At 74.0% G+C, this 18,205-nt stretch carries 15 protein-coding genes and 1 riboswitch; of the genes, 8 read left to right on the top strand and 7 right to left on the bottom strand.

Annotation, left to right across the window (positions count from 1 at the left end; all coding sequences use genetic code 11):
* Window positions 1-55: 55 nt before the first annotated feature.
* Together AWW66_RS06275 and AWW66_RS06270 are read right to left on the bottom strand one after the other, a co-directional pair.
* Window positions 56-499 (bottom strand): PPC domain-containing DNA-binding protein, encoded by a 444-nt coding sequence (locus AWW66_RS06275; RefSeq protein ID WP_067361056.1) that lies wholly within the window; start codon window positions 497-499, stop codon window positions 56-58.
* Window positions 500-592: 93 nt separating this feature from the next.
* Entirely contained in the window at window positions 593-1,891 is a 1,299-nt protein-coding gene (locus tag AWW66_RS06270; protein ID WP_067361054.1) for an MFS transporter, read from the bottom strand.
* A gap of 79 nt (window positions 1,892-1,970) precedes the next feature.
* On the opposite strand from AWW66_RS06270, the gene AWW66_RS35895 reads away from it, so the two are divergent.
* The 8 genes from AWW66_RS35895 (at window position 1,971) to AWW66_RS06235 (ending at window position 10,340) form a co-directional block, all read left to right on the top strand.
* Window positions 1,971-2,096 carry a hypothetical protein gene (locus tag AWW66_RS35895; protein WP_281179564.1) on the top strand — a complete coding sequence of 42 codons (126 nt, stop codon included), beginning with the start codon at window positions 1,971-1,973 and terminating at the stop codon, window positions 2,094-2,096.
* A gap of 106 nt (window positions 2,097-2,202) precedes the next feature.
* Window positions 2,203-2,430, top strand: coding sequence for a cation:proton antiporter regulatory subunit (locus AWW66_RS06265; RefSeq protein ID WP_067361051.1), 228 nt, complete (start codon window positions 2,203-2,205; stop codon window positions 2,428-2,430).
* Window positions 2,431-2,475: 45 nt separating this feature from the next.
* Complete coding sequence (locus AWW66_RS06260; protein ID WP_067361048.1) at window positions 2,476-3,954, top strand: cation:proton antiporter domain-containing protein; 1,479 nt, start codon at window positions 2,476-2,478, stop codon at window positions 3,952-3,954.
* A 165-nt stretch (window positions 3,955-4,119) separates the two neighbouring features.
* Entirely contained in the window at window positions 4,120-6,552 is a 2,433-nt protein-coding gene (locus AWW66_RS06255) for a low temperature requirement protein A (protein ID WP_067361045.1), read from the top strand.
* A gap of 69 nt (window positions 6,553-6,621) precedes the next feature.
* A riboswitch (cobalamin riboswitch) is annotated at window positions 6,622-6,804 on the top strand.
* A 29-nt stretch (window positions 6,805-6,833) separates the two neighbouring features.
* Entirely contained in the window at window positions 6,834-7,820 is a 987-nt protein-coding gene (locus AWW66_RS06250) for an ABC transporter substrate-binding protein (RefSeq protein WP_211271845.1), read from the top strand.
* A gap of 38 nt (window positions 7,821-7,858) precedes the next feature.
* Window positions 7,859-8,881: an iron chelate uptake ABC transporter family permease subunit gene (locus AWW66_RS06245; RefSeq protein ID WP_245647950.1), complete on the top strand. Its 1,023-nt coding sequence runs from the start codon at window positions 7,859-7,861 to the stop codon at window positions 8,879-8,881.
* Window positions 8,881-9,642, top strand: a complete 762-nt coding sequence (locus AWW66_RS06240; protein ID WP_083978265.1) for an ABC transporter ATP-binding protein — start codon at window positions 8,881-8,883, stop codon at window positions 9,640-9,642. Before AWW66_RS06245 ends, AWW66_RS06240 begins: the two co-directional genes overlap by 1 nt.
* Window positions 9,639-10,340 carry a (2Fe-2S) ferredoxin domain-containing protein gene (locus tag AWW66_RS06235; protein ID WP_067361039.1) on the top strand — a complete coding sequence of 234 codons (702 nt, stop codon included), beginning with the start codon at window positions 9,639-9,641 and terminating at the stop codon, window positions 10,338-10,340. The genes AWW66_RS06240 and AWW66_RS06235 overlap by 4 nt, the downstream gene beginning before the upstream one ends.
* 161 nt (window positions 10,341-10,501) lie before the next feature.
* Here the strand turns inward: AWW66_RS06235 and AWW66_RS06230 are convergent, their stop codons facing one another.
* The 5 genes from AWW66_RS06230 to AWW66_RS06210 form a co-directional block, all read right to left on the bottom strand.
* On the bottom strand, window positions 10,502-11,533 hold the full coding sequence (locus tag AWW66_RS06230) for a hemolysin family protein (RefSeq protein WP_067361036.1): 1,032 nt from the start codon (window positions 11,531-11,533) through the stop codon (window positions 10,502-10,504).
* On the bottom strand, window positions 11,530-12,882 hold the full coding sequence (locus AWW66_RS06225) for a hemolysin family protein (protein WP_067361033.1): 1,353 nt from the start codon (window positions 12,880-12,882) through the stop codon (window positions 11,530-11,532). The genes AWW66_RS06230 and AWW66_RS06225 overlap by 4 nt, the downstream gene beginning before the upstream one ends.
* Window positions 12,883-13,255: 373 nt before the next feature.
* Window positions 13,256-17,257 carry an SGNH/GDSL hydrolase family protein gene (locus tag AWW66_RS06220; RefSeq protein ID WP_083978264.1) on the bottom strand — a complete coding sequence of 1,334 codons (4,002 nt, stop codon included), beginning with the start codon at window positions 17,255-17,257 and terminating at the stop codon, window positions 13,256-13,258.
* 99 nt (window positions 17,258-17,356) lie between these two features.
* A complete protein-coding gene (locus AWW66_RS06215) occupies window positions 17,357-17,836 on the bottom strand; it encodes a DUF2690 domain-containing protein (RefSeq protein ID WP_083978263.1) in 480 nt (159 codons plus the stop codon).
* Window positions 17,837-17,994: 158 nt separating this feature from the next.
* A partial coding sequence (locus AWW66_RS06210; RefSeq protein WP_157527194.1) for a tetratricopeptide repeat protein occupies window positions 17,995-18,205 on the bottom strand: 211 nt, incomplete at its 5' end.

Below are 18,205 nucleotides of genomic sequence, written 5' to 3'. Positions count from 1 at the left end.
CGCCCGGCCCGTGCCGCTGGACCTGCCGGGTGGGCGTCGGGCGGGCGGCGCGTCCTCAGGGGCGACCGGTCGCGGTGAGCAGCGCGAGGCCGGTCTCCGGGTCGACGCGCTTGACGAGGCTCCCGCCGACCTCGCTGATGATCACTTCGAGGGTGGGCCAGACCTCGCCCCGCAGCAGGTGCCCGCCGACGGTGCTGCCGTCGCGGCGGCCGAGCACGGCGTGCACGTGCAATGCGGGCCGGCCCTGGCTCTCGGCGACGTCGCCGAGCAGGGACAGCACCTCGACCTGCTCGGCGACGGGGATCCGGAGGTAGTCCCGCGCGTCCCGGTCGAAGTAGCCGACCTCGGCGCGGCGGAACCCGCCGACGGCGGTGACCCGCGCCCCCCGGACGTCGGAGCGGGCCGCCACCTCGTTGACGACCTCGACCGCGTCCTCGCCCTTGTCGACCGCGACCACGATCACGCGGCACCCGCCGTCGGTCAGTTCGGTCATTCTCATGGTCCGCCTCCGGTTCGACACGGTGAGCGGCGGCCCGCTCTCCGGCCGGCGGTTACCCCTCAGGGCCGGGTCCTCACGGAGGACACGCCGGTGCTACCGCCCGGCGGGTGCCCGGTGGTCGACGAGGCTGGCGGCGAGCAGCCCCAGGGCGAGAAGTTGGGTGGCGCCGAGGACGGCGATCAGGGCGGGCAGCGAGCGGCTGTACAACGCTCCCGCCAGACCGCCGCCCGCCAGGGCCGCGACGCCCTGGACGGCGGCGAAGACGCCGTAGGCGGTGGCGCGGCGGGCGGCCGGGACGAGGTCGGCCACGAGGGCCTTGACGGTGGAGTCCTGTACCCCGACCGCCGCGCCCCACAGCAGGGTGCCGACCACGATCGCGCCGAAGCTGCCGGACAGCGCCAGGGCCGGCACGGCGGCCCCCAGCACGGGCAGGGCGAACAGCACCCGGGCGTGCCACCGGTCGTACAGGTGACCGCTGGCCAGGGCGGCCACGGCGGCGGCGGCCATCGCGGCGGCGTACAGCAGCGGAATCCCGGCGGTGGCCAGCACCCCGGTCCGCGTGGCGTGGAACGAGATGATCCCGAAGGTCACCAGCCCGGCGGTGGCGGCTCCCGCCGCCGCGGCGAACAGGAAGAAGCGACGGGGCAGGTCGGCGCCGACCCAGCGGCGCGCAGCGGTCGACGGTGGGGCGGTGGCGGGGCCGGCGGAGGCGGCGGGTGCCGGGGCTTCGCGGTCGAAGACGGCCGGCTGGGGTACCCGCCGACGGATCCACAGCAGCAGCCCGACGGCCAGCGCCCCGGGCACCGCCAGGACGGCCAGGGCCGGCCAGATCAGGCCGGTGGCCGCGATGACGGCCGCGACCAGCAGCGGCCCGGTGAACGCGCCGAGCTGGTCCAGGGCCTTGTGCACCGCGAAGCCGCGCCCCCGACCGACGGCTCCGGCGGCCTGGGCCAGCAATGCCGACTTGGCCGGGCTGCGCACGGCCTTGCCGGCGCGCTCGGCCAGGATCAGCGCGGCGGCGACCAGCAGGCCGGCGCCGCCGAGGAAGGGCGCCACGGCGAGGAGCGGCACACAGACGGCGGTCACCGCGTACCCGGCCAGCGTCAGGGACCAGTACCGGCCGGTGCGGTCGGCCAGCGGCCCGAAGGCCAGGCGCAGCAGCAGGGCCATGGCCTCCCCGGCGCCGGCCACCAGGCCCACGACCAGGGCCGAGGCGCCCAGCGCGCCCAGCAGCGGCCCGGTGATCGACCGCGCGCCCTCGTAGACCATGTCGGCGGCCAGGCTGACCATCCCGAAGCCGACCACGACCCGCCACGCGGACCACCTCGGAGCCGGCGGCCCGGCCGACACCGGCACGGCGGGCTCGGCCGGGCCCGTGGACACCTTCGACATGCGCGCTCCTCGCTCCCGCCGGGCGGACCGCCGACGGGGGTGGCGGTGCGCTCAGCGATTCTCGCGGAGGAACCCGTCGATGTCGTCGGCGATCTCGTCGGGATGTTCGCCGGCGACCGCGATCGTCGCCGAACAGCTCGCCGACCCCGGCTACGACACCGCCGCCGAGCACCTCGTCGACCTGCTCTACGCCGCACTCAGGTAGCCGGCGGCAGCTCCGCACCCGGCTGTCGTCCGGTGGCACCGCCGGGGCCCCGGTCCGGGCCTGCGGACTCGTACGATGGGCGCAGGCATCGCAGCGGGGAGGGCGGATGGGCAAGGGGATCGTCTCGCAGGATCTGCCGGGTATCGGGACACGGTACGACGTCGACCTGGGCAGCCGTAGCCAGCGGTTGTCCATCGTCGTGCGCCGCGACGGTGTCCGTGACCTGTACATCTTCACCTCGGGCTCGGACGACCCCGTGGCGGTGATCGAGCTGACCGACGAGCAGGCCCGCAAGGTCGGCGCCCTGCTGGTCGGCACGTACTTCGCCGACTAGACTCGCCGCCGCCGCGGGTCACCCCCCTCCCCAGGAGTTCGTCCCATGCATGCTGAGCTGCTCGGTTTCGGCGCCCTGGTGCTGGTCGCGGGCCTGCTGGCCAGGGCGGGCCGACGGGTCAACCTGCCCACCGTGCCGTTCTTCATGCTCGCCGGCATCCTGCTCGGGCCGGCCACCCCCGGGCCCGTCCTCATCGCGCACCCCGAGGACCTGAGTCTGCTCGCCTCGCTCGGCCTGGTGCTCCTGCTGTTCCACCTGGGCGTCGAGTTCCCGGTCCAGCAGGTGCTCGGCAGCGGCAAGCGGCTGTTCGTGGCGGCCGGCTGCTACATCGCCCTCAACATCAGCGCCGGCCTGGCCCTCGGCTTCGCCCTGGGCTGGGGCGGCCACGAGGCCTTCGTCATCGCGGGCGCGCTGGGCATCTCCTCGTCGGCCATCGCCACCAAACTGCTCATCGAGCTGCGCCGGCTGGCCAACGCGGAGACCCCGGTCATCCTCGGCATCATCGTCATCGAGGACCTGTTCCTCGCGCTGTACCTGGCGCTGCTCTCACCGATCCTGTCCGGCGCCGGGTCGGCGGGCGAACTCGCCCTGCGGATCGGCATCAGCTTCGGCTACCTGGTCGTCCTCTTCGCCGTGGCCCGGTACGGCGCCCGGCTGGTCGCCCGGGTGATCGACAGCCGGGAGGACGAGCTGCTCGCCCTGCTCATGGTCGGGTTGGTCCTGCTCGTCGCCGGGATCTCCGCCGAGATCGGGGTCTCCGACGCGATCGGCGCGTTGATGATCGGGCTGGTGGTGGCGCGCACCACGGTCCGGGAACGGGTGGAACGCCTCGTCCTGCCCCTGCGCGACGTCTTCGCGGCGGTGTTCTTCGTGGTCTTCGGGCTGAGCATCGACGTCGGGGAGATCGGCACGGTGGCGCTGCCGGTACTCGCCGCGGTGCTGCTGACGATCGTGATCAACGTGGTGGCCGGGCTGGTCGCCGGTCGCCTGTTCGGGCTGAACCAGCGGGGCGCGGCCAACGTCGGACTGACGGTTCTCGGCCGGGGCGAGTTCTCGTTGATCCTCGCCACGCTCGCGTTGACCGCCGGCCTCGATCCGCGGCTCGGCCCCTTCATCGCCCTGTACGTGTTGGTGCTCGCCGTGCTCAGCCCACTGCTCGCCGCGAACTCGCGCTACCTGGCCCGGGTGATCCCGGACCGGATACTGCACCCCGGCTGGCGGTACGTCCGGGAGGAGACGATCAGCACCGCCTGCACGCACCTGGACCGGATCCAGATCACCGAGTCCGACGCCGAGGAGTGCCCGCAGTGCGTGGCCACCGGCGACGACTGGGTGCAGCTACGGATGTGTCTGACCTGCGGCGCGGTACGGTGTTGCAGCGACTCACCGCACAACCACGCCGAGGAGCACTTCCGCCAGACGGGGCACCCGTTGATCCGCTCGCTCGAACCCGGCGAGGAGTGGCGGTACTGCTACGTCGACGCCACCCTGGTCCGGGAGCCGATCGGGTCGACCCGCCCGTGACACCGCCCGCCTGAGGGCGCCGGCCCCGGTGCCCTGAGCCGTAACCACCACGGCCCGGGTCCCCCGCTGGGGAGGAGCCCGGTACGCGCGGGGGTGCCGTCGGTCGGCCGTCCCCGCTGTGGCGAACCGCCTGCGGCCGGTGGTGGTGCTTGCCAGAGTGAACAGGTGTCCGACGACGGCCTGCGTCCGCATCCGAGCGCCGGTGGTGTCCGGCTGGTGGGTCGGGACCCCGGCGCCGAGGGTGACGTGAGCTGGATGGAGCTCTTCGTCGACCTGTTCTTCGTCTTCGCCTTTCTGAAGGTGGCCACGCTGATGTCGGCCGACCTGAGCGTGTTCGGCACGATCCGTGGGGTCCTGGTGATCCTGCTGCTGTGGCACTGCTGGACGTCCTGTGCCTGGCTCGGCAACGTCATCCACGTCGACCGGGGCGGCATGCCGCTGCTGATGACCGGGGTGGCGACCGCGGTGCTGGTGATCGGGGTCGCCGTACCGGAGGCGTTCGCCGACGTGCCCGGCAACCTCTCCGGTCCGGTCGTGGTGGTCGGCGGCTACCTCCTGATCCGGTTCTGTGTCCTGGCGGTGCTCACCTACCACCAGCGGGGCGGCGCGACGGGCCGGAGGCTGCTGGTGTGGCTGGCCTTCCTCGCGGCCGGGGCGATGCTGCTGGTCGCCGTGCTGCTCCCGCCGGCCCTGCCGGAACGGGTCGACGGGGATCTGGTCCGGGTCGTCCTGTTCGCCGGCGCGCTCGGCGTCGACTTCGTCATCTTCGCCGGGGTCGGCCGGGGTACCTGGCAGGTCGTGTCGCCGTGGCACCTGGCCGAACGGCATGCCGTGATCATCCTGGTGGCGCTCGGCGAGACGATCATCTCGATCGGGGCGAGCCGGGGGGTCGGCGTGGACGAGCCGGTCACCTGGGAGGTGGCCGCCGCCGCGACCCTGGGCATGATCATCGTGTCGGCGCTGTGGTGGACCTACTTCGACCTGGCGAAGATGCTCGCCGAACACGGGCTGTGGCGGGCCCGGGGCCCGGCCCGGACCCGGCTGGCCCGGGACGCCTACCTCGGGCTGCACCTGCCCATGATCTCCGGGCTGATCATCTTCGCCCTCGGTCTCAAGCACGCCGTCGCCGTCGCGGTGGGGGAGGCCGACCGTCCCTGGGACACCACGAGCGTCCTGACCCTCTTCGGCGGGGTGCTGCTCTACCTGATCGCGCTGGTCGCCTTCGAGTGGCGGACGGCACGGATCATCGGTCGCAGCCCGCTGATCGGCATCGGGCTGCTCCTCGCCCTGCTGCCGCTGGCGGTCGGCGCCCCCGCCGTGGGCGCGCTGGCGCTGCTCGCCGTGGGGGTCGCCGCGATGGCGGTCGCCGACCAGACGATCTTCCGCCGCCGGCACCAGGCGCTGCACCACCTGGTCGAGCCCGAGGCGGCCCGCCTCGGTGGGGTCTCCCCCCGGGAACTCTTCGTCGACCTGGTGTTCGTGTTCGCGTTCATCCAGGTGACGTTGCTGATGACCCGGCACCCGTCGCTGCTCGGCATCGTCCGGGGGCTGACCCTGCTCGCGTTGCTCTGGTGGGCGTGGATCTCGTACTCCTGGCTGGCCAACATCGTCCGCACCGAGACGGCGGTGGTCCGGTTCAGCACGATCGGCATCGCCACGGCCGTGCTGGTGCTCGGCTTCGCCATTCCCCAGGCATTCGGCCCCGCCGGCGGTGGCCTGCAGGGCTCCTCGCTCATCGTGGTGTGTTACGTCGCCGGGCAGCTCATCCAGGGCGTGCTGCTCTGGCAGGTGTCCCGCACGAACGCGGTCCTGCGGCACGTCGCGCGCCGGGTCGCCCTGCCCTCCGGCATCGCGCTCGCGCTGCTGGCGGTCATCGTGGCGGTGGAGGTCGTGACGCCCGCGGTGGTCTCCGACAGCCTGGGCATCACCCTGCTGTGGGTCGCGGCCCTGCTCGTCCAGTACGTCGGCGCCTACCTGCGGGAGAGCGCCGCCTGGCGGGTGCAGTCGGTACGGCACTGGGTCGACCGGTACGCGCTCATCATGCTCATCGCCTTCGGCGAGGCCATCATCTCCGTGGGCCTCGCCACGAGCGGGCGGCCGGTCTCCGTCACCGTCCTGGCGCTCGTCGTCGTCGGAGCGCTGAGCATCGGGACCCTGTGGTGGTCGTACTTCACCACCATCGACTCCTCGCGCCTGGCCCTGCGGGCCCGGACCGGCCGGGCGCGGACGCTGCTCGCCCGGGACGCCTTCACGTACCTGCACCTGCCCATGGTCGCCGGGGTGATGCTGGTCGCCTTCAGCCTGCGCCAGATCCTGGTGCCGGAGCGGACCGTCAACGCCTACGGGCACTACGCCCTCTACCTGGGCGTGGCGCTGTACCTGGCCGCCAACCAGTGGTACTGGTGGCGGATGTGGCGCGTGGTGAGCTGGCAACGGGTCGGCGGGGCGGTTCTCGTCGCCGCCCTGTCCCCGCTGACTGTCCTGCTGCCCCCGCCCTGGCCCCTCGTCCTGCTCACCGGGGTCGGCGTCGTCGCCGCTGCCCTGGAGGTGCTGCACGGCGGTGACCCCCGCACCCACGAGCCCCGCCCGGCCACCTGAGCCGGCGGCGGCGCCCCTGAGCAGCCCGCTTCCGCAGGCGGTGGGATTCCCGAGGGGACGGCGCGGGAGGTAGGGTGTGGCCGCCGTGGTGTTCGGGAAGCCGGTGCGGTACCGGCGCGGCCCTCGCCACTGTGATCGGGAAGCCGACGGCCCTTGTCCTCCGTGGAGGTCACTGAGCGTTCACGCTCGGGAAGGCCGGCCGTCGGTGTGGTACCCGTCAGCCAGGAGACCGGCCACGGCACGCTCGACCCGTCCACGAGGTGCTGGAAGGTGGTCCCGCTGTGCGGATCCCCATGCTCTGGCGCGTTGCCGCGCCCCTGTCCGTTCTCGTCGTGCTGCTCGGCGGCTGCGCCGCCGACCAGGAGGCCCCTGCCGGATCGGATTCCGCCGGCGTGGTCCTGACCAACTGCGGCACGCCGGTCACGATCCCCGAACCGCCCGCCCGGGTGGTGACGATGAACCAGCCCGCCACCGAGATCATGCTGGCCCTCGGCCTGGCCGACCGGATGGTCGGCACGGCGTACCTGGACGACGAGATCCTGCCCGCCTACGCCGCCGCGTACGCGCGGGTCCCGGTCCTGGCCGAGGAGTACCCGGCCCGGGAGAAACTGCTCGAGGTCGAGCCGGACTTCGTCTACGCCTCCTTCGCCAGCGCGTTCGGCGACGAGGGCGTCGGCGACCGTGAGGGCTGGCAGCAGCTCGGTGTCGGCACGTACCTCTCACCGGCGGGCTGCCCGGCGGAGACCCGCCCCGCGACGCTGCGGATCGACGACGTCTTCGGCGAGATCCGGGAGATCGCCGCGATCTTCGGGGTCACCGACCGCGCGGAGGCCCTCGTCGCCGAGCACCGGGCCCGGATCACGACGGCCGCCGCCGCCGCGCCGGACGCCCGGGTGATGTGGTGGGACGGCGGCAGCGACGCCCCCAGCGTCGGCGCGTGCTGCGGCGCCCCGAACATGATCATGTCGGCGGCCGGGGTGACCAACGTCTTCGCCGACGTCACCGGCCGGTGGGCCGACACCAGTTGGGAGGTCGTCGCCGAGCGCGATCCCGACGTCATCGTGCTGGTCGACGCGCGCTGGGATCCCGCCGCGCAGAAGAAGACCTTCCTGGCCGGTCACACCACCCTGCGCAACCTGTCGGCGGTCCGGCAGCAGCGGTACGTGGTCATCCCCTTCTCCGCCACCTCCGCCGGCGTGCGCAACGTGCTCGGCGTGGAGGCCCTGACGCAGGGGTTGACCGCGTCGGCGGCCGGGGCCGGGAACTGACCGCCGTCGTCCCACGGCCGGCCGCCACCCGTACCCCGGTGGTGCGGGCCACCGGCCGAGCCGTGGTCCTGGTCGTCCTCACGGTGGGGCTGCTCGCCTCGGTCGGCGTGGCCGTCACGGTCGGCCCGGCGGACCTCTCCATCGGTACGGTGTGGCTGGTCGTCGCCGACCACCTCGGGCTGGCCCGGTCCGACGTGCCGCCGCTGCGCGAGCACATCGTGTGGGACCTGCGCCTGCCCCGGGTGCTCGGCGCGGCGGCCGTCGGCGCCGGGCTCGCCGCGGCGGGAGCGGTCATGCAGACCGTCATCCGTAACCCGCTGGCCGACCCGTACCTGCTGGGTGTCTCGTCCGGGGCGTCGCTCGGCGCGGTCCTGGTGATCGTGGCCGGGGTGGGCAGCGGGGTGGTCGCCGTGGGCGGCGGCGCGTTCGTCGGCGCGCTCACCGCCTTCGCGGCGGTGGTCGCGGTCGCGGGCCGCCGCGCGGCGCTCGCCCCGACCCGGGTGGTGCTGATGGGGGTGGCGGTGGCGCAGCTCTGCGCCGCGCTGACCTCCTTCGTGATCATCTGGGTGGGGGACCCGCACGCCACGCAGAGCATCACGTTCTGGCTGTCCGGGTCGCTGGCCCGGGCCGGCTGGGCGGAGCTGGCCTGGGCGGCGCCGGTGCTGGTGGCCGTCCTGGGGCTGGTCGGCTGGCACGCCCGCGCGCTCGACGCCTTCGCCTTCGGCGAGGAGGCGGCGGCCACCCTCGGGGTGGACGTGATCCGGGTCCGGTGGCTGCTGCTGGTCGCCACCGCGCTGCTGACCGCCGTGCTGGTCGCGATGAGCGGGGCGATCGGGTTCGTCGGGCTGATCATGCCGCACGCCGCCCGCCTGCTCACCGGCCCGGACCACCGGCGGTTGCTGCCGGTCGTGGCGTTGGCCGGCGCGATCTTCCTGATCTGGGTGGACACCGCCGCGCGGACCCTGTTCGAGCCGCGCGAGCTGCCGGTCGGCGTGCTCACCGCGCTGCTCGGGGTGCCCGCCTTCGTGATCCTGCTGCGACGCCGGGAGGTACGGGGCTGATGCTGGACGTCTCCGGAGTGTCCTGGGCGGTGCCGGCCGCCCGCATCCTCGACCGGGTCACCTGCACGGCGCCGGCCGGCAGCCTGGTCGGGCTGCTCGGTCCGAACGGCTCCGGCAAGACCACCCTGCTGCGGGTGGTCGCCGGGCTGCTCCGTCCCACCAGCGGACAGGTGACCATCGACGGCGACGCCGTCGCCCGGCTGCGCCGGCTCGCCGTCGCCCGACGGATCGCGCTGCTGGCCCAGCACGCCGAGACCGACCTGGACCTGACCGTGCTCGACGTGGTGCTGCTCGGCCGGATCCCGCACCAGCGGTCCCGCTGGTCCGACAGTGACACCGAGCGGGCCAGGGCGGTCGAGGTGCTCGCCCACGTCGACCTGACCGGCTTCGAGCACCGCAAGTGGCAGACCCTCTCCGGTGGGGAGCGGCAACGGGTCCAGCTCGCCCGAGCGCTGGCCCAGGAACCGGAGCTGCTGCTGCTCGACGAGCCCACCAACCACCTCGACATCGGCCACCAGTTGCAGCTGCTGCACCTGGTCCGCCGGGCCGGGATCACCACGCTGGCGGCGCTGCACGACCTGAACCTGGCCGCCATGTTCTGCGACACCGTCGTGGTGCTGGACGCCGGCCGGGTGGTCGCCGCGGGGGCCCCGGAGCAGGTGCTCACCCCGGCCCTGCTCGCCGACGTCTTCGGCGTCGAGGCGGAGGTCGGGACGCACGACGGCCGTACGGTGATCCACTACCGGCCGCCGGCCGCATGAACCGGCAGGTGCTCCTCGTGGCCCGGTCGGTGACCCACCACGGCGGCCACGACGCGGTCCACCGGCTCGCCGAGGCGGTCGCCGGGGCTCTCGGCGTACCGGTGCGGGGCTGCTTCCTCGACGGCGCCGCGCCGTCGCTGCACACCGCGCTGGACGCGGCGGCCGACGCGGACGAGGTGGTGCTGGTGCCGACGCACCTGCCGCCCGACCGCTACCTGGACACCTGGATCCGGCGCGCGGTGGCGCACTGGCGGCAGCAGCACGAGCGGGCCCTGCGGATCGTGGTCACCGCGCCGCTGGCCGGGCAGCCCGCACTGGTCACCGCGGTCGTGGCCGCCGTCGCCGGGCCGCTCACCGAGCTGGCTGGCAACCCCGGGCCGTTCCGGAGCCCGGCCTGGTCCCGGATCACCCGCCACCGGCGGCACGTGCTCGTCTGCCGGGGGCCCCGCTGCACCGCGTACGGGGCCGACGAGGTGGCGGCGGCGCTCGCCGACCGGCTGGCCGAGCACCGCCTCGGCGACGACGACGTGCTGCTCACCGCCACCGGGTGCCTGTTCCCGTGCACCCTCGGCCCGCTCGTCGTGGTGCACCCCGACGACGTCTGGTACGAACGGGTCGACCGGTCGACGGCGACCCGCATCGCCGACGAGCACCTGCGCGACGGCCGGCCCGTCGACGACCGGCCGCCCCGGGGCTGACCACCCGGGGCGCGGCCGGTGCCCGTGTCCCGGGAGCCCGTCCGGCCGGGCGGAGCCCAGGGGCCGGCGGGACGAGCCCGGGACCGATGGCGAACGGCCGCACCCACCGTGGTCGTCGACCACGACGGGTGCGGCCGTCGACCGCGCCGGGTACCCGCCGGTCAGCGGGTGGTGGCGTCCTGGACCTCGCCGACGAGTTCCTCGACGATGTCCTCCAGGAAGATGACGCCGGTGGTGCCCTCGTCGTCGAGGACCCGGGCCAGGTGCGCGCCCTTGCCCCGCATCGTCGCCAGCGCGTCCTCCAACTCGCTGTCCCGGCGGACGGTGGCCAGCCGGCGGACGCGTTTGGCCGGTACGGCGCTGGTGTAGGCGTCGCCGGACAGGTCCATCACGTCCTTGATGTGCAGGTACCCGCTCGGTTCACCGTTGTCGGTGAGCAGGTACCGGGAGAAGCCGTGCTCGGCGACGGCCCGCTGGACGTCGGCGGGGGTGACGGACGCCGGCAGGACGACCAGGCCGTCGAGGGGCACCGCCACGTCGCCGACGGTCTTCGCGGTGAACTCGACGGCCGCGGTCAGCGTGCCCGACCCGTCGACGAGCACCCCCTCGCGGGTCGACTGCGCCACGATGGTCGCCACCTCGTCCAGCGTGTAGGTGCTGGTGGCCTCGTCCTTCGGGGTCACCCGGAACAGCCGCAGGATCCCGTTGGCGATGCCGTTCAGGCTCCAGATGATCGGCTTGAAGATCCGGGCGACGAGCACCAGCGGCGGAGCGAGGATCAGCGCCGCCCGGGTCGGCACCGAGAACGAGATGTTCTTCGGCACCATCTCGCCGAACACCACGTGCAGGAACGTCACCAGCAGCAGCGCGATGACGAACGCCAGCACGGTGACCGCCTCGGGCGTCAGCGGGGTGTTCGCCAGCGGGATCTCCAGCAGGTGGTGGATCGCCGGCTCCGAGACGTTCAGGATGAGCAGCGAACACACCGTGATACCGAGCTGGCTGGTCGCCAGCATCAGGGTGGCGTGCTCCATCGCCCAGAGGGTGGTCTGGGCGGCGCGGCTGCCCGCCTGGGCCTTCGGCTCGATCTGGGAGCGGCGCGCGGAGATCACCGCGAACTCCGCGCCGACGAAGAACGCGTTGACGACCAGCAGGACGAAGAGCCAGATGATGCCTGGCAGGTACTCGCTCACCGGACGCTCTCCTCCGTGCGGTCACCGGTCGGACGGTTGGCCCCGGCGGCGACGGGCGCCTCGGTGGGCACGAACCGCAGCCGGTCGGCCTGGACGCCGTTGAGGTGCTCGACGCGCAGCACCCCGCCCTCGATCGCCACCTCGTCACCCACCTCGGGGAACCGGTTGAGGCGGGCGGTGACGAAACCGGCGATCGTGTCGTAGTCGTCGTCCTCCGGGACGGTGATCGTGGCCCGCTCGAACAGTTCGTCCGGGCGCAGCGAGGCGTCGAAGGAGACCGACCGGCCCCGACGCACCAGGATGGTGCGGGCCCGGTCGTGCTCGTCCTCCAGGTCGCCGATGATCTCCTCGACCAGGTCCTCCAGGGTGACGATCCCGGCGGTGCCGCCGTGCTCGTCGTAGACGACCGCGAACTGCAGGCCCTGGCCGCGCAGCGTGGGCAGCAGCGCGTCCAGGTGCATCGTCTCCGGCACCCGCGACGGCTCCACGACGAGGTCACTCGCCCGTACCCCGGAGCGTTGCTCCAGCGGGATCGCGAAGGCGTGCTTGACGTGCAGCACGCCGAGGATGTCGTCGACGTTGCGGCCGATGACCGGGAACCGGGACAGGCCGGTGGCGCTGGCCCGTTCGATGATCTCGGCGGCGCTGGTGGTGGCCTCCACCGCCGTCATCCGCACCCGGGGGGTCATCACGTCGGAGGCGTCCCGACCCGAGAACCGCAGGGTACGGTCCAGCAGCGTGGCGTGCTCCGGGTCGAGGACACCGGCACGCGCCGAGTGCCGCAGCAGCGAGCTGAGCTCCTCGGCGCTGCGGGCGCCGGACAGCTCCTCCTTCGGCTCGATGCCGAAGGCCCGGATCACCGCGTTGGCGGTGTTGTTGAACAGCAGGATCACCGGCTTCAGGACGGTGGTGAACAGGGCCTGGAACGGCACCACGAACTTCGCGGTCTGCAGGGGCACCGCGAGGGCGAAGTTCTTCGGCACCAGCTCACCGATCACCATCGAGAAGAGCGTCGCCAGGAGGATGGCGAGGACCGAGCCGACCGCGGGGACCGCCCCCTCCGGCACGCCGGCCGCGCCGAGCGGATCGGCCAGCAGCGCGCTGACCGCCGGCTCGAAAGTGTACCCGGTTAGCAGGGTGGTCAGCGAGATGCCGAGCTGCGCGCTGGACAGGTGGGTCGAGGTGATCTTCAGTGCGGCGATCGTGGGGCCGAGCCGCTTCTCGCCCCGGGACTGGCGCGCCTCGAGTTCCCCACGGTCGAGGTTGACCAGCGCGAACTCGGAGGCGACGAACATGCCGGTGCCGACGGTGAGGAGCAACCCGATCCCCAGCATGACTACTTCATACATCGGTCAGCCCCTGTCGCGTGGTGGCCGCCGTGCGGGCGGTCGGGACGACGAGGGGCCACGGACTGTGGTGCGGAAGATCATCCATAGTCCTGCAGAGAGTAGCCGCGCCCACTGAAAGCAAGCTGTGAGTGGGGGTGGTGGTGCGTCGGGTCACCCGGCCCGACCGATTCTTCGGGGCGTAACGGGATGAACCCGGCGGCGGCAAGGGTCTGGTGTGACGCGGATCGCGCCGCGAGCGGGTGCCGCCGGGCACCGGGGCGGCCACCCGCCGGCCGGCGCTCGCGCGGCGGGCGCCCGGCGGCGCGATCCGGGCGCCCGCCGGGCGGCCGTCACCCTGCGGTGGCGGCGCGGCGGTCACGGTACGGCGGGCCGCTCACCAGCGGTAGCCGACCTCGTCCATCCGGCGCTGCACCACCCGGGCGTAGGCGTCGTTGCCCGCCCGGTTCGGGTGCAGGGTCTCCATCCCCACCGGCTGCCGCGGGTGCCCGTCGTCGTCCCCGAACAGGTCACCCGCGACGACGCCGTGCAGGTACTGCTCAGACGCGCCGCAGATGCCGTGCTCGGTGTACTCGCCCCGGGCGTCCATGCCGTGCACGCCGCGCGCGGGATCCGACGGCACCGCGGAGCCGGCCATCAGGTCGGACAGCTCGTTGAGGAACTCGGTCTCGCCCTCGGTGAAGCCGAACGCCATGCCGTACTGACCGAAGTACCGGCACGGGGTGTCGAACAGGCGCGGGTAGCCCATGACGAAGATGCGCGCCGCCGGCGCCCGCAGCCGGATCTGCTCGACCACCTTCTGCACCGACGCCCGGACGGCGCCGGTGATCAGGTCCTGCTGCCGGTCGCGCAGCGGCTCGTCGTCGCCGGCCATCACGTAGCCCGGCGCGCCGCACTCCAGCCCGGTCGCGCAGGAGAGGCCCACCTGGGCGAACCGGGCGTCGTTGCCGCCGATCGAGAGCAGCACGGCGGTGGTGTTCGCGGTCAGCGACCCCTGGTCGAGCTGGCTGACCTCGCCGTACTGGCCCTCGGCCGGCGAGCCCTGCCAGCGGCCGTCGGGCAGCAGGCTCGGGCTGAGCAGGTTCACCGTCCGCGCGCCGCTGCACGCCAGGAACTGCGCGTCGAGATCGGGATGGTGCTGCGCGGACAGGGTGCCGATGCTGGCCGGTGCCCCGGGGATGGTGGCCCGCTGCGACCAGGCGTGCGGGCTGCGCCGGCACGAGTTGCGCCACTGCTCGTCGTCGCCGTACTGGTTGCTGACCCGGGTGTAGTCCCCGGCGCCCTCCCCGGAGGAGTACGAGTCGCCGAGCGCCACCACGAAGTGCGCGGGCTTGCGGGGCAACGGCTGGACGGCGAGGGCGTCCCAGGCGATGTCCTGGACACCCCGGCCGTCGAGGGTGAAGTTGGTCAGCTCCACCCGTGGGGTGCCGGGGCCGGTGAAGTCGAAGACGCCCAGGCTCACCCACCGGTTCTCTTCCCACTGGGTGGGGATGGTGCGGTGCTCGGTGCCGCCGTCCGGCCGGCGGATGACGTACCGGGCCTGCCGGGTGTGCGCGCCGTGATCGGGCAGGTGCACCCAGACCCGGGTCCACGCGTGGGTCGGGTCGATGCGCCACGTGCCGGTGACCCGCAGCGTCGGTTGCTGCTGCTGGCGGTGGGTGTGCGCGAACCAGAAGTGTCCGCCGAAGCCGGCGCCGATCTGGTGGAAGTCGACCTTGCCGGGGGTGACCACCGTGCCGTCCGGCCGGGTGTGGGTGGCGAAGTTCAGCGCGAAGGTGCCGCCCCGGGTGAACGTCGGTGTGCAGCCCTCCGCGCCGAGCGGCACGGTGGTGGCGATGTCGTCGATGATCCGCGCGCCGGCGGGCAGGCCGCTGACCGCGCACGAGCCGTCGGCGTGGGCGGGGGTGGGATGGATGTTGTCGCCCGGCTGCGTGTACGGCCTCGGCTCGACCGACGTGTAGGCCCGGTTCTCCGTCCCGCACCTGCCCGGACAGGACGTCCAGGTGACCGGCGCGTGCCACCAGCACCGCAGGTCGTCACGCTGGCACGCGCCGGCCGGCGTGCCGGGGTAGTCGCCGGGCGCGTGCGGGGGCAGGTGCTCGCCGCAGTCGTTGACGGCCGGCGCGCAGAAGGTGTACCGGCCGGGCTGGGCGAGCGCCGGCGCGAGCGGGGACAGGGCCGGGCGGTACGTCGGACGGTACGACCCCGACCGGTAGTCGAAGCGGATCAGCGAGGTGTAGGCGAAGCCGATGACCCGCTCCGGGTACGACCAGTGGTTCGGGTGCTTGGCGTTGTCGTAGCCGGTGTCGTCGTCGACGATCCTGCGTCCCTGGGAGTCGTACACGTCCAGCGGCTCGGTGAGGAACATCCGCCGGTCGGCGGGGTAGTCCGGGTTCGCCGGGTTGTTGGCCCAGCCCACGCCCCACGGCTGTCCGGCGGCGCGCGGGTAGAAGCCGGTGTTGTACGCCCAGATCGCGAACCACCAGTTCTCCAGGTACCGGGGGTCGCCGTCGTTGACGACCAGTCCGGCGTCGCGGGTGGTGTTCCACTTGTCCTGCAGGATCCGCAGCCCCGCCGCGAGGTTGGCGGCGTAGTCGAGCGCCACCGCCTGCTGCTTCGGGTAGGTCCAGGCGATACCGGCGACCGTGGTGTCCACGTCGGTCCGTTTCATGCCCGAGGTGACCTGGGCGGCCCCGTACCCGCAGTCGGTGTGCTCCCAGTCGATGTCGTCGAAGTCGGGCTCGGCCAGGTCGAGGCCGTAGTAGCCCAGGCTGATCAGCGGGTTGCCCACGGAGGCGTCGACCACGTGCGGGCTGGCCTGCCACAGGTTCGACTCCTGGGCGAGGATGCCGAGGAAGATCTGGGCGGGCACCGTACCGCCGCCGGACAGCGCGGTGAGCGGGAACAGGCCCTGCGGCGAGTACGCGGCCATGCCCTTGTTGTTCCAGTTCGCCGGCCGCTGGAAGGTCAGCATCCCCCGGACGGCGAGGTCGGCGGCCCACTCCACCTGGGCGACCGTCGGCTGGTACACCTGCGAGGCCGGGTCGTTGCGCGGCACGGAACACGACCGGTCGGGGTCGTGGGGGACGTCCGGGTCCGCCGGGGGCCGCGCGGAGCGGCTGCCCGGCCCTCCGAAGCCGGGCGCGGCGCGTGCGGTCAGCGCCGGGGACGGCGCCCGTCCGGCGGCGGCCGGGCGCGGCACGACCGAGAAGGTCAGGCGGGCGTCGGTGGCGACCCGGCGGGAGGTGATCTCGACCGGCTCGGCCCGCCCGGGTACCGGTCGGTCCGCCGGCCGGCCGGCCGCCTCCCGACCGGTGCTCGCCCGCGAGACGACGAGGGCGCCCGTGGTCGAGACGTCACTGTCGGGCCGCCCGTCGACGGCCCGCCAGCCCGACGGCAGGTGGCCGGCGGTGCGGCTGCCGGCCCGGCTGCCCACGACGAAGACCCGACCCCCGGCCCCCGGTCGCAGCGCGACCTCGCCACGGGGCGCCGACCCGTGTCCGGCCACCCGACCGGCGGCGAACCGCTTGAACTCGGTGCGCTCGCCCCGGACCACCTGGAACGCCACCGCGTCGCGGCCGTCGGCGAGCAGCCGGAACGGGGTACCGGCCAGCTCCGCCAGCGGGCGCGGGCCGCCCGCCCGGTCGATCGAGACGAGCTGGTCGCCCCGCGCGCCGATCAGCCGGTCCCGTACCGGCAGCACCGAGGTGACCTGCCCCGGCGTCCGCCGGACCCGAACGGGCGCGGTCGGCCGGGCGGCGTCGACCGTGCCGAGCCAGGTCCGTGCCGGCCCGGTCGGCCCGGCCGGAGCCTCCAGCCGGGACAGCACCGCGCGCTCGCCGGCGCCGCACCCCGGATTGTGGTACGCCAGGGAGACCCGTTCGCGCAGCTTCGTCACCGCGCCGGTGGTCAGGTCGACGACCGCGGCGAACCCGCCGCGCTGCAGCAGGGACTCCCGGTTGGTGAACGTCCGTGGACCGTAGACGACCACGGCCCGCCGGCCGGAGCCGGTCAGGCACGCCTGGCCGATCCACTGGTCGGTGTCGAAGCCGGGCTCGGCGAGCGTCGCCGCGGTCCGCCAGGCGTACGCCTGCGCCTCGTCGGCGACGAGCAGGTGCAGCCCGCTCGCGTCGCTCGAGGTGGTGACGGCGCGGTCGGTGGAGCCGCGCCACGCCGGGCCGAGCCGCGCGTCCGGCTCGGTGACCCGGTCGGGGTGCGTGGGCGGACGCCCGCCGGCCGCGCCGGCCGGACCGGACCCGGCGGCCGGCGGGACGCTGTCGTGCGGCGGTGTCGCCGCAGCGGCGGCCACCGGCAGGGTGGACGGGGACAGGAGGACGGCGGCGCAGGTCAGCGCCGCCAGCAGGGCCGAGGAGCGCATCGGTCACCTCTTCGGGGGTGGGCGGATCGGACGGGGGACGGGCCGGGGGCGCGGGGGGCGGGGCGGAAGCCGGTTCCGCCCCGCCCCCCGGTCGTGGGGTCACTTCCAGGCGGTGCAGCCGTCCCGGTGGTAGCCGCCGTCGTCGGTGTAGGCGATGAAGCAGCCGCGCACGTAGTTCCGGTACGACCACATCGCCGACCAGCGCTGGCCGGGCCTCGGGTCGGAGAACTGGGGGGAGCCGCCGGAGACCTCCAGGACGGCACCGCAGTTGCGCCACATCGGCAGGCAGTCGCCGTCGGTGGTGCGGATCCACGCCGCGTCGCAGGCCGTGGAGCGGCGCAGCTCCATCAGCGCGCCCTGGAGGAACGTGTTCGACCCGCCGTAGCGGAACGAGGCGATGGTGGTGGCGCCCGCGTCGCAGCCCTTGTCCTGGGGCAGTTGCCCGTTGCAGCTCGACTGGTAGCACCCGGCGGCGAGCGCGGGGGTGGCCGCGACGGTGGCCGAGGTCACCGCGCCCACGACGGCGAGCAGGATCGCCAGCAGCACCCGGGGCAGGCGGGCGGAACGTGGTCGTGACATGGGTTCTCCTCACGGGGGCGGGGCGGGCCTCCGGCGGCACCGCCCGGGGCGGGTACGGCACACCCGGTGTGGTGCCGCCCGACCAGCCTCGACGGGCCGCCGTCCGGGAGCGAGGAATCCGGCCGGTCCCGGCCGGGCCCGGACGGCCGGGCGTCGGGTCAGCCGGCGGCCGGGTCCGTGCCGGCCGCCGCCTCGGCCCGGCTGCGCGTCAGCAGGTCCCGGCTGGCCCGGGTGTCCGGGTGGTCGGGACCGAGGACCTGCTCCCGCGCGGCGAGGACCCGCTCGTACAGCGCCACGGCCTCGGCGATCCGGCCCGTCGCCCGGTAACAGCCGGCGAGGTTGTGCCGGGAGGTGAGCGAGTCGGGGTGC

The sequence above is a fragment of the Micromonospora rosaria genome (assembly GCF_001567585.1).
GTDB lineage: Bacteria > Actinomycetota > Actinomycetes > Mycobacteriales > Micromonosporaceae > Micromonospora > Micromonospora rosaria.
The sequence above is the reverse complement of the archived record's forward strand: the minus strand, read 5'-3'. Positions and strand labels throughout refer to the sequence as shown.